16 protein-coding genes are annotated in these 13878 nt (G+C 72.6%); 9 read left to right on the top strand and 7 right to left on the bottom strand.

Going from position 1 to position 13878, the window contains the following annotated elements; translation table 11 throughout:
* Positions 1–40: 40 nt before the first annotated feature.
* Positions 41–1360, bottom strand: coding sequence for a transcriptional regulator (locus BSL84_RS12085; protein ID WP_075970332.1), 1320 nt, complete (start codon positions 1358–1360; stop codon positions 41–43).
* Positions 1361–1581: 221 nt separating this feature from the next.
* Between BSL84_RS12085 and BSL84_RS12080 the strand changes: the two genes are divergently transcribed.
* The 3 genes from BSL84_RS12080 (at position 1582) to BSL84_RS12070 (ending at position 3632) form a co-directional block, all read left to right on the top strand.
* The gene (locus tag BSL84_RS12080; protein ID WP_030029959.1) at positions 1582–1980 is read left to right on the top strand and encodes a hypothetical protein; all 399 of its coding nucleotides are present in this window, start codon (positions 1582–1584) and stop codon (positions 1978–1980) included.
* A gap of 34 nt (positions 1981–2014) precedes the next feature.
* The gene (locus BSL84_RS12075) at positions 2015–2893 is read left to right on the top strand and encodes a spermidine synthase (protein WP_075972057.1); all 879 of its coding nucleotides are present in this window, start codon (positions 2015–2017) and stop codon (positions 2891–2893) included.
* Positions 2894–2996: 103 nt separating this feature from the next.
* On the top strand, positions 2997–3632 hold the full coding sequence (locus BSL84_RS12070; protein WP_075970331.1) for a class I SAM-dependent methyltransferase: 636 nt from the start codon (positions 2997–2999) through the stop codon (positions 3630–3632).
* Positions 3633–3688: 56 nt separating this feature from the next.
* On the opposite strand, the gene BSL84_RS12065 is transcribed toward BSL84_RS12070, so the two are convergent.
* The gene (locus BSL84_RS12065) at positions 3689–4231 is read right to left on the bottom strand and encodes a hypothetical protein (protein ID WP_030029953.1); all 543 of its coding nucleotides are present in this window, start codon (positions 4229–4231) and stop codon (positions 3689–3691) included.
* A 79-nt stretch (positions 4232–4310) separates the two neighbouring features.
* Between BSL84_RS12065 and BSL84_RS12060 the strand changes: the two genes are divergently transcribed.
* The 5 genes from BSL84_RS12060 to BSL84_RS12045 all read left to right on the top strand — a co-directional run bounded on the left by BSL84_RS12060 (position 4311) and on the right by BSL84_RS12045 (position 7660).
* The gene (locus BSL84_RS12060; RefSeq protein WP_030029952.1) at positions 4311–5000 is read left to right on the top strand and encodes a response regulator transcription factor; all 690 of its coding nucleotides are present in this window, start codon (positions 4311–4313) and stop codon (positions 4998–5000) included.
* A 7-nt stretch (positions 5001–5007) separates the two neighbouring features.
* Positions 5008–6417, top strand: coding sequence for a sensor histidine kinase (locus BSL84_RS12055; protein WP_075970329.1), 1410 nt, complete (start codon positions 5008–5010; stop codon positions 6415–6417).
* 52 nt (positions 6418–6469) lie between these two features.
* Positions 6470–6634: a DUF5993 family protein gene (locus tag BSL84_RS36490; RefSeq protein ID WP_199816150.1), complete on the top strand. Its 165-nt coding sequence runs from the start codon at positions 6470–6472 to the stop codon at positions 6632–6634.
* 2 nt (positions 6635–6636) lie between these two features.
* Positions 6637–7287, top strand: coding sequence for a disulfide bond formation protein B (locus BSL84_RS12050; RefSeq protein WP_045321889.1), 651 nt, complete (start codon positions 6637–6639; stop codon positions 7285–7287).
* Positions 7288–7360: 73 nt separating this feature from the next.
* Positions 7361–7660 (top strand): hypothetical protein, encoded by a 300-nt coding sequence (locus tag BSL84_RS12045; RefSeq protein ID WP_030025953.1) that lies wholly within the window; start codon positions 7361–7363, stop codon positions 7658–7660.
* Positions 7661–7797: 137 nt separating this feature from the next.
* Here the strand turns inward: BSL84_RS12045 and BSL84_RS12040 are convergent, their stop codons facing one another.
* Positions 7798–8298, bottom strand: a complete 501-nt coding sequence (locus BSL84_RS12040) for a MarR family winged helix-turn-helix transcriptional regulator (RefSeq protein ID WP_045321888.1) — start codon at positions 8296–8298, stop codon at positions 7798–7800.
* Between the two features lie 141 nt (positions 8299–8439).
* On the opposite strand from BSL84_RS12040, the gene BSL84_RS12035 reads away from it, so the two are divergent.
* Complete coding sequence (locus BSL84_RS12035; RefSeq protein WP_075970328.1) at positions 8440–9258, top strand: NAD(P)H-binding protein; 819 nt, start codon at positions 8440–8442, stop codon at positions 9256–9258.
* A 7-nt stretch (positions 9259–9265) separates the two neighbouring features.
* On the opposite strand, the gene BSL84_RS12030 is transcribed toward BSL84_RS12035, so the two are convergent.
* The 4 genes from BSL84_RS12030 to BSL84_RS12015 are packed head-to-tail and all read right to left on the bottom strand — an operon-like array spanning position 9266 to position 13866.
* Complete coding sequence (locus tag BSL84_RS12030) at positions 9266–10696, bottom strand: GH1 family beta-glucosidase (RefSeq protein WP_075970327.1); 1431 nt, start codon at positions 10694–10696, stop codon at positions 9266–9268.
* The gene (locus BSL84_RS12025; RefSeq protein WP_030025949.1) at positions 10693–11517 is read right to left on the bottom strand and encodes a carbohydrate ABC transporter permease; all 825 of its coding nucleotides are present in this window, start codon (positions 11515–11517) and stop codon (positions 10693–10695) included. Before BSL84_RS12025 ends, BSL84_RS12030 begins: the two co-directional genes overlap by 4 nt.
* Positions 11514–12509 (bottom strand): carbohydrate ABC transporter permease, encoded by a 996-nt coding sequence (locus tag BSL84_RS12020; RefSeq protein WP_037660505.1) that lies wholly within the window; start codon positions 12507–12509, stop codon positions 11514–11516. The genes BSL84_RS12025 and BSL84_RS12020 overlap by 4 nt, the downstream gene beginning before the upstream one ends.
* A gap of 7 nt (positions 12510–12516) precedes the next feature.
* Positions 12517–13866 (bottom strand): ABC transporter substrate-binding protein, encoded by a 1350-nt coding sequence (locus BSL84_RS12015; protein WP_030025947.1) that lies wholly within the window; start codon positions 13864–13866, stop codon positions 12517–12519.
* Positions 13867–13878: the final 12 nt, after the last annotated feature.

Here is a 13878-nt window from a genome sequence, read left to right as displayed (position 1 = left end):
CCGGCGGGGGCTATGGCGCAGCCCGAGACGGGGGTGAGGGCTACTCGGAGGCGTGGCGGGACAGGAAGGCCCCGACTCGGGGCGACCGCTGGTGGGGGACCAGGGTCGCGGCCGTCCCCGCGAGCATCGACCGCACACGCGTCGACTGCACGTCGGCCAGCAGGTCCAGCACCCGCCCACCCGCCCAGGCGGCCTCGTCGGGCGCGTCGGCCCGCGCGAGGTCGCCGGCCAGCTCGGCGGTGTACAGGGCCACGTTCCGGGCGAAGTGCGGGTCCTGGAGGTCCGCCGCGCGCCGGGCGTGCCGGGCCGCCCGGGCGTGTTCGCCGAGTGCCGACCAGCAGCGGGCCTCCAGGAACTCCAGCTCGGGCTCGCCGAAGAAGGTCATCCACTCGGGGTCGGCGTCCGCCGGTCCGCGGGAGAACTCCCGGTGGGCGCGCGTCAGCGACTCCTCGCAGGCCTTGCGGTCGTCGAGTCCCGCCCATCCGCCGGCCTCCCGCAGGGCGAGGAGTGCCAGCAGCCGCGGTGAGCCGAGGGAGGCCGCGGCGCGCAGGCCCGCCTGGGCCGCCCGTACGGCCTCGCGCGAGCGGCCGGTGTCCCGGGCCAGGAAGGACATGTTGCTGAAGGCGTGTGCCTCCAGGCCCGCGTCCCGGGCCACCCGTGCCGTGGCCAGCGCTTCCGCGTAGTGCGAGCGGGCGTCGTCGAAGCGGCCGGAGTCGTGGGCCAGCCAGCCGACGGAGACGGCCAGTTCGCCGGCGCCGGAGTGCAGCCGGTCCTCGGTGGACTGGCGGGTGGCGCCGGCGTCGAGGAGGGCGTAGGCGGTGCGCAGGGGTTCGGACGCCTTGCGGTAGAGGGCGTCCGCTCCGTGCCGGTCGTCCAGCAGCCTGATCCGGCGTACGGCGTCCTCGACGGCGGCGGCCTCGGACTCGCCCGCTCGCGCGGGCGGGCGGCGGGTGTCGCCGAGCAGGGTGAGGCCGAGCGTCGCGGCCGCCACGGTCGCGGAGCCGCCCGCCATGAACGCGCGACGCAGCACGTCGCTCTCCTTGGCAGTGGAAGGGGGACGGGGGACGGGGGCCGGGTGCGGGCCGCGCTGCGCCGAGCGGCCGCGGACGGCTTCGCGGGGGGAGAAGCCGAGGTCGGCCAGGGTGTGGCCGGGGTACATGTGGAGGAAGACGCGCTCGTAGGCGTAGTTGGGGCAGCGGATCTCGCCGGACTCGACCCGGCCGATGTAGCGGGCGTCGCAGGAAACCGTTTCTCCGATTTCCTTCGCCGCCCGGCGTACCAGGGCCGCGAACTCGGCCGGGGAGTGCTGCCCGCGCAGCCGCCGGAACGTGGGGTTGGGTGAGTGGGGGAACGCCGCCATGGACGTGACCTCTCTGGCAAGGGTGGGGCCCGGCGCGCATGAACGTACCGCCGACGACGGGGTGTTCACGCGATGTTTAGCTACAAAACGGATATCTCACCCGCGATCCGCCATGAACTGCCATCCTTTGCGGCGTCTTGGTGCCGCACCCGTTGACGTTCCCGTGCGTTGAACCCATGCGGATACGGATCGAGGAGGGGTTCCCCTTGGCGGAGGCCGGCATGGAGATCACTGGAACGAACACCGCACCCGGGCCCGGCGCGGCCCCGGACCTTGACCTGGTGACCGTGCCCGCCCGCCAGGGCCTGGAGGCGGTGGACATCATCCGTCGTTCGGCCGGCCGGTCGGGGCCGGTGGGGCCCGTTCTGCACGACGGGTCGGGTGACACCCTCGGCTTCCTCGTCCCGCCCGGCACCGCCGACGCCTGGGACCTCCCGGGCAGTGCGTGTACGCAGTCCGACGGCCGGGGGATGCGCTTCGGTGACGCGGTGCCCACGGCGGGCGCCACGGGCTGGCTGCTCCCGCCGGAGGCCGTCGGGCCGGTCACCGACCCCGAGGTGCTGCGTGCGGCGCTCGGCGAGGCGGCCCGGCTGATCGAGGCCGCGGACAACTGCCGCTGACCGCTCCGGGCCGGCCGGCCCGCACAATGGGGTGGTGGCAGGCAAGGGCAGGGACAAGGGCAGGCAGCGCGCGCGCGGCGGCGCGGAGGCGGTCGTCGGGCAGGTGGACGGCGGCCGGGCTGAGCTGGCGCCGGACCGGGAGCGGCCCGGCGCCTGGACCCTGCTGATCGACGGTGCCCCGCAGTCGCACGTGGACCTGGGCGATCCCTCGTATCTGGACTTCTCCTACCAGCGGCGGATCGGCCACCTCATCGATCTCGCCGCGCCCGCCCGGCAGCCCCTGAACGTGGTGCACCTGGGCGGCGGTGCCTTCACCCTGGCCCGTTACACGGCCGCGTCCCGCCCCCGTTCCACCCAGCAGGTCGTGGAGATCGACGCCGCCCTGGTGGCCTTCGTGAGGGAGCACCTGCCGCTGGATCCGCAGGCACGGGTCCGGGTCCGGGCGGTGGACGCGCGGGCCGGTCTGGCCAAGGTGCCGGACGGCTGGGCGGACCTGGTGATCGCGGACGTGTTCAGCGGGGCGCGCACGCCGGCGCACCTGACGAGCACCGAGTTCCTGGACGACGTACGCCGCGCCCTGGCGCCCACGGGATGGTACGTCGCGAACCTCGCGGACGGTCCGCCGCTGGCCCATCTGCGGAGCCAGATCGCGACGGCCGCGTCCCGGTTCGGGGAGCTGGCGCTGGCGGCGGATCCGGTGGTGTGGCGGGGGAAGCGTTTCGGCAATGCCGTGCTGGTGGCGGCCGACCGGGAGCTGCCCGTCGCGGAGTTCACCCGCCGGGTCGCAGGCGACCCGCATCCGGGCCGGGTCGAGCACGGCCGGGCGCTGGCGGACTTCGCGGGCGGCGCGGCTCCGGTTGCCGACGCCTCGGCGGTGGCCTCGCCGCAGCCGCCGTCCTCCGTTTTTCGTTAGAAAAGATCAACACTTTTACTCCCGGCGGGCGTTGTCGCTGCGTAGCCTGTGAGCCCCCTCGGAGGGACACCCCCTCCTACGGCATATTCCGGAACGGCGACAGATGTCTGACATCCCCGCATCCCCGGGTGCTCCGCAACCGAGCACCCCCAGCACCGCCTCCTCGGACTACACGCGCAGGCTGGCCCGCCTCGAACAGTCCGGGATCAAGCGGCTGCTGCCCACACAGGCCCCCTACCGGTGGAACCTGCGGCGGCTCCGGCTCGGCCGGGTCCTCGACATCGGCTGCGGGCTGGGCCGCAACCTGCTCAACTGCGGACCCGGCAGTGTGGGCGTGGACCACAACCCGCACTCGGTGCGGATCTGCCGTGAGCGCGGCCTGACCGCTTACACGCCCGACGGGCTGGCCGCGGCGCCGGACTGCGGGCCCGCGTCCTTCGACAGCCTGCTGGCCGCGCACGTGCTGGAACACGTGGAGGAGGAGACCGGCGCGATGCTGCTGGAGCAGTACCTTCCGCTGGTCAAGCCGGGCGGGTCGATCGTCATGATCACCCCGCAGGAGGCCGGCTTCCACTCCGACGCCACCCACATCCGCTGGGTCAGCTTCGAGGAGCTGCGCGGCCACGCCGCGAAGGCGGGGGTGGCGGTGCGGCGGACCTACTCGTTCCCCTTCCCCCGCAGGATGGGCAGGGTCTTCCCGTACAACGAGTTCGTGCTGGTGGGCACCGTTCCCGTGTGATCCGGAGCGGCCGGGCGCGCCGCCCCGCCCGGGCCCGCTCGGCCCGGGCGGGCCGTTCAGGGGTCGACGGTCTCGACCATCGGCGGGTGGTCGTGCCAGGTGCAGAACACCGACACCTCGCGGCCGTCCCGGGTGAAGGTGACCCGGATCCAGAAGTCCTGCTTCCACACCTGCATCCGCCAGCCGGCCGCCGGCGTCGCCGAGACCAGCTCGGCCGAGGACGCGCCGAGGGAGAAGGCGACCCTGCCGCCGGAGACCGGGTACGCCTGCACCTTGCCCGCGTCCTGGCCGCCCGCCCGCTGCCGCTCCTCCGGGGACGCGGAGGGCTTCTGCGACGGCTTGTCGGGGGAGGCCCCGGCGGCCGGCGACGCGGACGGGTCCGGCGACTCGGAGGGCGGGGCGGACGGCGACTGCGAAGGGGAGTTTGAGGGCTGCGCGCCGGGGGCGGGGGAGGACGGCGGCTGGGCGGCCAGGGGCACCGCGAGCGGCGGATCGTAGGCGGTGCCCGACATGACGGTGTGGACGCCCCACCAGCACAGCGTCACCGCCGCCCCGGTCGCGAGCATCCACGCCATGGCATGTACAAGTCCTCTTTGCATCACGGCACATACTGCACCACCCGCCACAACAGCGGCCCGACACCCCGTACGGTCGCCCGGATGGACTACGGTGCCGCCCATGGCAAGTGTGCTCGTGGTCGAGGACGACCAGTTCGTACGTTCGGCCCTCATCCGGCACCTGACCGAGGCCTCGCACGCCGTGCGCAGCGTCGGTACGGCCCTGGAGGCCCTGCGCGAGGTCGCGCACCACCGATTCGACGTGGTCATCCTCGACCTCGGCCTGCCCGACCTGGACGGATCCGAGGCGCTCAAGATGCTGCGTGGCATCACCGACGTCCCCGTGATCATCGCCACCGCCCGCGACGACGAGGCGGAGATCGTCCGGCTGCTCAACGACGGCGCCGACGACTACCTGACGAAGCCCTTCTCCGTCGAACACCTCTCCGCCCGGATGGCCGCAGTCCTGCGGCGGGCCCGTTCCGCCGCCGGAGCCGAACCGCCCTCGCGGGTCCTGCGCGTCGGCGGCCTCTCCATCGACCCGCTGCGCCGCCAGGCCGAGCTCGACGGAGCGGTACTGGACCTCACCCGCCGGGAGTTCGACCTGCTGGCCTTCCTCGCCGGGCGGCCGGGGGTGGTCGTCGCCCGGCGCGAACTGCTCGCCGAGGTCTGGCAGCAGTCGTACGGGGACGACCAGACCATCGACGTCCACCTGTCCTGGCTGCGCCGCAAGCTCGGCGAGACCGCCGCCCGGCCGCGGTACCTGCACACCCTGCGAGGGGTCGGCGTGAAGCTGGAGCCGCCGCGGTGATGCCGCGATGAGATGGGCCCTGGTCAAGGTGTGCCTCGCGGTCACGGCCATGGTGGTCGTGGCCTTCGCCGTACCGCTCGGGCTCGTCGTCCAGGAGATGGCCAGCGACCGGGCGTTCTCCAACGCCGAGCGGCAGGCCGCCACCATAGGGCCGACCCTGTCGATCACCACCGACCCGATGCAGCTGCGCAAGGCGGTGGAGTCCACGCAGATGGGCGCCGCCCGGCGGATGGCCGTCCACGTGCCGGCGATCGGCGACAGCGCGCGGGTGAGCATCGGCGAGGGCCGGGCCGGCGAACGCGCCGTCGCGGAGACCCGGCGGATGGGGCGGGCCACGACGGCCAGGGTGTCCGGCGGCGGGTCCGCGCTGCTCCAGCCGATCGCGCTGGGGTCCGGCGACATCGCCGTGGTGGAGATCTTCGTACCGGAGAGGGAGGTCAGCAACGGCGTCGCCACGGCCTGGCTGGTCCTCGCGGGCGTCGGAATCGCCCTGATCGTCGGCTCGGTCGCGGTCGCCGACCGGCTCGGCGTCCGGCTGGTACGGCCGGCCGAACGGCTCGCGGACGCCGCGCACCAGCTCGGCGAGGGACGGCTCGGGGCGCGGGTGCCCGAGGCCGGGCCGAAGGAACTGCGCTCGGCGGCCGTGGCCTTCAACGCGATGGCGGACCAGGTCGTCGAACTCCTCGCCAACGAACGGGAGCTGGCCGCCGACCTGTCGCACCGGCTGCGCACCCCGCTGACCGTGCTGCGGCTCAACACGGCCTCCCTCGGGGACGGCCCCGCCGCCGAGCAGACCCGGGCGGCGGTGGAGCAGCTGGAGCGCGAGGTCGACACGATCATCCGCACGGCCCGGGAGCAGCGGCCGGCCACCGGTCTGGGCGGCGCGGTGGGCGCGGGCGCGGGATGCGACGCCTCGGAGGTGATCCGCGACCGGATGGACTTCTGGTCGGCGCTCGCGGAGGACGAGGGCCGCGAGGTGCGGCTGGCGGGGGTGGACCGTACGGTCCGCATCCCCGTGGCGCGTCCCGAACTGGCCGCCGCCCTCGACGCCATGCTCGGCAACGTCTTCCGGCACACCCCAGAGGGCACCCCCTTCGCGGTGGACGTCCACGACGCCGGCGACGCGGTGATCGTCCTCGTCTCCGACGCCGGCCCCGGCATCTCCGACCCGGCCGCCGCCCTGCGCCGCGGCAACGACGGCGGCCGGGACGGGTCCACGGGCCTCGGTCTGGACATCGTGCGCCGGGTCGCGGAGTCGACCGGAGGCGACGTACGGCTGGGGCGCTCCGTCCTGGGCGGTACCGAGGTCCGGGTGTGGATCGGCCTGGACGGCCGGAGCGCGGGCGGGCCGGGCGGGGGGCGGGCCGGCCGCGGCCGACGCGGCAACCGACGTAACCGGGGGCGCGCCACGCCGTGAGCGGGGGCGCGCCTAGCAGGCGGGATGTCCTCGTCTCGGTACGGTCCGCGGCATGGACACCCTCATCTTCGGCGGGCTCCTCGCCACGCTGATCGCCATGTACCGGGAGACGTCCCGGATGGTCGTGCTCGGGGCGTGGTGGGTCATGCTCGTCGCCGTCTTCCTGCTGATGGCGCACCACATCACCGGCAGCCTGGCTCTCACGCTGAGCTGGTGAGCATGGCCACGATCGAGAGCCTCGTCCCGCAGACCGCGCCCGACGCCGCGCCGCCGGGCAAGGTCCAGTACTGGTTCGCCTGTCTCTTCGCCGTCGGCTGGACGGGTGTGGTGTGCGTCGGCCTCTTCCAGCAGTTCAGGGCATGGGAGCATCCGTCTCCGCTGTGTGTCGTACAGCGGATGTTCATGCTGCTGGCGGCGATGGGGGCGGCGTACATCGTCCGGACGGCGCTGCTGCGCGGCTCGGTGACGGGCCGCCACTACATGACGGGCTGGGGGCTGGCGCTGGTCGCGGCGGCGGGGGGTTCCTTCGCGGCCTGGCGGCAGACGACGCAGCACATCCTGCCGGGCGCGAAGGGGTACGGGAGCGAGGTGTTCGGCCTGCACCTGTACGTGTGGGCGCTGGTCCTCTTCCAGGCCTCGGTGCTGGTCATCGGCGTCGTCCTGGCCACCTCGCACACGACGGCGGACCGCAGCGTCCCGGCGACGGGGCCGGGGCTGCTGCGGGCGGCGGGGCTGTTCGCGCTGTGGTTCCTGGGCGTCGTCATCGCGGTGAACCTGGTGGTCGTCTTCCTGGAGGAGGGCTACCACTGGTTCCTGCCGGACGCCCCGGACCGGTACCGGTTCTTCTACGAGGTCGGGATGCGGCAGTGATCCCGGACGGGGGCGGAAATGTTGCCGCCCCTCCGGCCCGCGGCGAGGGTGGGCGTGACGGAAGGAGCCACGCATGAGGGTCATGCTCAGGGCGCACATGGACACGGCCGCCACCAACGAGTCCATCAGGACCGGCGGCCTGCCCGAGGCCATCCGGACGCTGATGGAGAAGGTGCAGCCGGAGGCGGCCTACTTCGGTCTGCACGAGGGCGTGCGCTCCTGCTGGATCGTCTTCGACCTCCAGGACAGCTCGCGGATGCCGGCGCTGATGGAGGACCTGTTCCTGCAGTTCAACGCCGAGGTCGAGGTCGCCCCCGTCATGAACGCCGAAGACCTGGCGAAGGGGCTGGCGGCGATGAAGTCCTCGCCCTGACGCCGCGGTCCGACCATGCCGGTTTCGGCGCCCCGCCCGCATCGGGCGGGGCGCCGAACCGTTCCCCCGCGTGACCGGGCCCGGCCGTACGGCGGCCGTGACCGGTCCCGGCCGTACGGCGGCCCGCGGCAGGGCCGTCAGCCGGGCTCGCCCGAGGTCAGCCGCTTGGCCTGGGCCCGTCCCACCTCGGCCGCGCGGTGCAGGTAGTCGGCGATGACGGCGAGTTCGGAGTCGGAGTAGCCCTCCAGTACGGCACCGAAGGCGCGGCCCGGGGTGTCCCACGCCGCGCCGATACGCCGGCGTGCCTCGGGGGAGAGGGCGACGAGGGAGCGGCGGCGGTCGTTCGGGTCGGCCTGCCGTTCGACGATGCCCGCTCTGACCAGCCGGTCCACGAGGCGGGTGGCCGAGCCCGAGGTCAGGCCGGTGAGGCGGGCGATGTCACCGGTGCTGACCGGGCCGGGCTCCATGTCGAGGAGGGCGACGCACTGCATGTCGGTGGGGTGCAGTCCGACCGAGTCGGCCATGGCCTGGTTGAAGAGGGAGTAGTCGGCGTAGTGCCGCTGGCTCTCGGTGACGATGCGCGCGAGCAGCTCGGCGCGGCTCCACTCGTCACCCCTGCGGGGGGAATCGGTTGACATCGGATTCTCCGTGCTCCAAATTTGTCTGTGTGACGCAGAGATTGTGTAGTGCAGAATCTGTGTCGAGTAGTCACTCTAGCGTCACGTGGACCACCAAGCCAGACAAAGTGGACCACCAAGCCAGACAAAGGGGAATCAGCCATGTCCATTCTTGTGACCGGCGGCCGCGGTGCCGTCGCCCGCGGTCTCCGCGGACTCCTCGCCGCCCGCGGCATTCCGTACCGCGTGGGCTCCCGTGATCGGGACACCCCCGATGCCGTCCACTGCGACCTCGGCGGTCCGGCGACGTTTCCCGGCGCCCTCGCCGGTATCCGCTCCGTCTTCCTCTACGCGGAGGCGTCCGGCATCGAAGCCTTCGTGAAGGAGGCCGTCACGGCAGGCGTGGAGCACGTCGTGCTGCTGTCCTCTTCCTCCGTACTCGCCCCGTCCGCGGACGACAGCCCGCTGTCGGCCTCCCACCTCGCCGTCGAGCAGGCCCTGACCGCCTCCCCGCTGCGCACCACACTGCTGCGGCCGGGGTCCTTCGCGAGCAACGCCCGGGGGTGGGCCTGGCCGCTGAAGTCGGGCCGGCCGCTCCGCCTGCCCTACCCGGGCGCGTACTGCGACCCGGTGCACGAGGCCGACCTCGCCGAGTCGGCCCTCGCGGTGCTCACCGACCCGGCCCTGGCCGGCGGCTCGTACACGCTGACCGGCCCGCAGTCGCTGACGTTCGCCGCCCAGATCTCGATACTGGGCGAAGTCCTCGGCCGGTCCATACCTTTCGAGGCCGTAACGGCCGAGCAGTGGAAGGCCGAGGTGGACGGCTACATCCCCGGCCCCTACGCCGACGCGCTCCTGGAGTACTGGGCGTCCACCGACGGCCTCCCGGTCGAGATCACGGGCGCCGTCGAGCAGCTCACCGGCCACCCGGCCCGCACGTTCAGGACCTGGGCGCAGGACCACGCCGGCGACTTCGCGTGACGACCCCCTAGATGACCCCCTTCCGGGCCAGGCGGGCGTACCAGTGGGCGCTGGAGCGCGGCGTGCGGATCTGGGTGTCGTAGTCGACGTGCACGATGCCGAAGCGCTTGCTGTATCCGTAGGACCACTCGAAGTTGTCCAGCAGCGACCAGAGGAAGTAGCCGCCCACCGGGGCGCCGTCCGCCAGCGCGCGGTGGACGGCGGTGAGGTGGGCCTCCAGGTAGGCGATGCGCTGCGGGTCGTGCAGGTCCGGGGCGTAGGCCGCGCCGTTCTCGGTGACCATCAGCTGCAGGCCGGGTGCTTCGCGGGTGAAGCGCATCAGCAGGTCGTACAGGCCGGTCGGGTCGATCGACCAGCCCATGTCGGTCTGTTCGCCGGGGGGCTGGTGGAAGGCCACCGTGTCCGCGGCGGGCCAGGGGGAGTGGGAGGTGGCGCCGTGGCCGTCGGCGCGCGGTCCGCTCCCGTCCGGGGCCGCCGAGACCACCGCCGGGGTGTAGTAGTTCACGCCGAGGAAGTCCAGCGGCTGGCGGATCAGCGCCTCGTCGCCGTTGCGGACGAACGACCAGTCCGTCAGGGCGGCGGTGTCCGCGAGCAGGTCCTGCGGGTAGGCGCCGTGCAGCAGCGGACCGGTGAAGATCCGGTTGGCGAGCGCGTCGACACGGCGGGCCGCGTCCAGGTCGGCGGGCGAGGCGGTCAGCGGGCGCACCGCGCTGGGGTTGAGGGCGATGCCGACCCGGGTGCGGGCGGGCAGGGCCGTCGCGGCCAGGCCGTGGGCCAGGTTGAGGTGGTGGGCGGCGCGCAGTGAGTCGGCGGGCGAGGTCCGGCCGGGGGCGTGGACGCCGGAGGCGTAGCCGAGGAAGGCGCTGCACCAGGGCTCGTTGAGGGTGGTCCACAGCTCCACGCGGTCGGCGAGGGCATCCGCGACCTGGCCGGCGTACTGCGCGAACGCGTAGGCGGTCTCCCGCTCGGGCCAGCCGCCGGCGTCCTCCAGCTCCTGCGGGAGGTCCCAGTGGTAGAGGGTCACGCAGGGCTGGATGTCGTGGGCCAGCAGCTCGTCCACCAGCGCGTCGTAGAAGCCGATCCCGCCGGCGAGGACGCGTGGCCAGGACACGGAGAACCGGTAGGCGCCGAGCCCCAGTTCGGCCATGAGTGCGACGTCCTCGCGCCACAGCCGGTGGTGGTCGACCGCGGTGTCGCCGGTGTGGCCGCCGTACACCTTGCCCGGGGTGCGGCAGAAGGTGTCCCAGATGGACGGTCCGCGCAGGGCGGCCGCGCCCTCGATCTGGAACGCGGCCGTGGCCGTGCCCCACAGGAACCGGTCGGGGAAGCTGAGTTCCCCGCCCTGCTCCGCCGGTTTCGGCGCGTGCGTCGTGTGTGTTGTGTGCGTCGTGTGCGTCGTGTGCGTCGTGTGCGTCGTGTGCGTGGGGGTGTCAGTCATCCCTTTACCGCTCCCTGCATGATGCCGCCGACGATCTGGCGGCCGAAGACGAGGAACACCAGCAGCAGCGGAAGCGTGCCCAGCAGGGCACCCGCCATGATCACCGACTGGTCGGGGATGTAGCCCCGGCCCAGCCCGGTCAGGGCCACCTGTACCGTCGGGCTGCCGTTCTGGGTCAGCGCGACGATCGGCCAGAAGAAGTCGTTCCAGGACATGACGAAGGTCAGCATGCCCAGCACCGCCATCGCCGGCCGGGCCGCCGGGAAGACGACGTGCCACATGACCCGCAGGGAGCTCGCCCCGTCGGTGCGGGCCGCCTCCACCAGTTCCGTCGGCAGCGCGTGCACCAGGTACTGGCGCATGAAGAACACCCCGAAGGCGCAGACCAGGGACGGCAGGACCACCGCCTGGAGCCGGTCGGTCCACGACAGCTTCGCGATCAGCATGTACAGCGGCACCACGCTCAGCTGCGGCGGGATCAGCATCGTCCCCACCACCAGCGCCATCAGCATCCGGCGTCCGCGGAAGCGGAGTTTGGCGAAGGCGAAGCCCGCCAGCGTGGAGAAGAGCACCGTCCCGACGGTGACGGTGCCCGCCACGATCACCGTGTTCAGCAGCGCCGTACCCATGTTGGCGTCGGTCCAGGCGATCTGCAGGTTGCGGCCCAGGTTTCCGCCGAACCAGAACGGCGGCGGGGTCTGGGCCAGCCGCGTGTTGGTGCGGGACGCCGCGATCGCCGTCCACACGAGCGGGAAGAGCGAACCGGCCGTGAAGAGGCCCAGCACCACGTAGGTCAGCCGGCCCGCGCGCAGCGTTCTCATCGCGAGTCCCCCCGTCCGCGCAGCAGCCGCGCCGCTCCGGCGATCAGCAGCAGGATCAGGAACATCGCCCAGGCGATCGCCGAGGCCCGCCCCAGGTGCAGGTTCACCCAGCCCTGCTCGTACAGGTACAGCCCCAGGGTCTGGAACTGGTGGTCCGAGCCGCCCGTCGCGCCCGCCCCGCCGTTGAACAGCAGCGGCTCACCGAACAGCTGGGTCGCACCGATCGTCGACACCACACAGGTGAAGAGGATCGTCGGCCGCAGCGAGGGCACGGTGACATGCAGGAACTGCTGCCAGCGCGACGCACCGTCCAGCGCGGCCGACTCGTACAGCTCGCCCGGCACGGCCTGCATGGCCGCCAGGTAGATCAGCGCGTTGTAGCCGGTCCACCGCCAGATCACGATGGTGGAGACCGCCAGCTGGGAGGCGAAGGTGCCGTTCTGCCAGTCCACCGCGCCGAGGCCGACCGCCGACAGCGCCCAGTTGATCATCCCGTAGTCCCGGCCGAAGAGCAGCACGAAGACGAGGGTGGCCGCCGCCACCGACGTGGCGTACGGGGTGAGCACGGCGACCCGGAAGAACGCCGAGCCCCGCAGCCGGTAGTTGAGCAGATGGGCCACGCCCAGCGCGATCGCCAGCTGCGGCACCGTCGACAGCAGGCCGATGGTGACGGTGTTGCGCAGTGCGTTCCAGAAGAACTCGTCGTCCCACAGCCGGGTGAAGTTGCGCAGCCCCACCCACGTCATGGCGTCGGGGTCGGTCAGCTCCACCTGGTGCAGCGCCGCCCAGCCCGTGTACAGGAGCGGGAACAGTCCGAAGACTGCGAAGAAGAGGAAGAAGGGCGCCACGAAGGCGTAGGGGCTCCAGCGCAGGTCCCAGCGGTAGCGGCGCGAGCGCCACACCTGGCCGGACCGGCCCCGGCCGCCCCCCTCCGCCGCCGGCCGCTTCGGGCCGGCGGCGGAGGGGGACAGGAGTGCCGTCTCGTCCGTCACCGGCGCCTCACTGGTCCAGGGCGTTGTCGATGGCCTTCACCGCGGCTTCCCAGCCCTCCTGCGGGCTGCGGCCCTTCTGGTCGATCTGCAGCATCCCGATGTCCGCGAGGTTCTGTGCGATGACCAGGTCCTTCGGGCCGACCACCGTCACCGGTATGCCCTGGGCCGCCTTGGAGAAGATCTCGCCGATCGGGGCACCGCCGAAGTAGTCGTGCTTCGCCCCCGACACCGTCGGCAGCTTGTAGGCGGCGCTCGCGCTCGGGAAGCTGCCCCGCTTCTCGAAGAGCTTCGCCTGCTGCTCCGGGGCCGTCAGCCAGGCCGCCAGCTTCGCCGCCTCCTCGGCGCGCTTGCCCGCCTTGGGGACGATCAGGAAGGAGCCGCCCCAGTTGCTGGGCTTCGGCGCCTGCGCCACGTCCCACTTGTCCTTGCCCGACGGCCCCGCCTTGTCCTGGATGTAGCCGAGCATCCAGGCCGGGCAGGACACCGTCGCGAAGGCGCCGTTGGCGAAGCCCTGGTCCCAGCCCGGGGTGAACTGCTGGAGCTTGGCGCTCAGTCCCTCGGTGGCGAAGGACGCCGCCAGGTCGAAGGCGCCCCGCACCGCCGGGTTGGTCTTGTAGACGACCTTGCCCTGCTCGTCGTAGAACCGCTGGGCACTGCTGCCCGTCACCGCGGCCATGACCCCCGACGCCGAATCCACGAAGGCCTTGCCCTCGCCGGCCTTCGCCTTGTACGCCTTGCCCGTCTCCAGGTACTTGTTCCAGTCGCCCGCCCACAGCGCGCCGACCGCCTCCCGGTCCGAGGGCAGCCCCGCCGCCTCGAAGAGGTCCTTGCGGTAGCAGATGCCCTGCGGGCCTATGTCCGTGCCGAGGCCGACGGTGGCCCCGCCCTTCGCCGCGGGCGCGGTGCCCTGCGCCCACTTCCACGGCAGGTAGGCGGCCTTGTCCACGCCGGGCGTCTTGCCCAGGTCCACCAGCTTGTCGGCCTGGGTCGCGGTGATCTCGGCGATGTTGTTGACCTCGACGGCCTGGATGTCGGCGAGCCCGCTGCCCGTCCCCAGGTGCGTCAGGAGCTGGGGGTAGTAGTTCTCGTTGCGTTCGATGGAGGTCTGCTCGATGCGGATCCCCGGGTTCTGCGCCATGTACTCGTCGTAGAGCCCGGCCTCCTGGAGGCCGAAGGCGCCGAAGACGCCCACCGTCAGGGTGGTCTTCGCCTTTCCGTCGGCCGAGGAGCCGGACTTCGGGTCCGTCTCGGGGTCCTGCGCGCACCCTCCGAGCAGCAGCGCGGCGGCGCCCATCGCGGCGACCGCCGTGGAGAGGGTTCTTCGGGCTCGTGCTCGGGCCGGGGGTTGGGCTCGCATGGTTCCTCCCTG

Origin of the sequence: Streptomyces sp. TN58, from assembly GCF_001941845.1 — a bacterium.
Classification (GTDB): domain Bacteria; phylum Actinomycetota; class Actinomycetes; order Streptomycetales; family Streptomycetaceae; genus Streptomyces.
The sequence above is the reverse complement of the archived record's forward strand: the minus strand, read 5'-3'. Positions and strand labels throughout refer to the sequence as shown.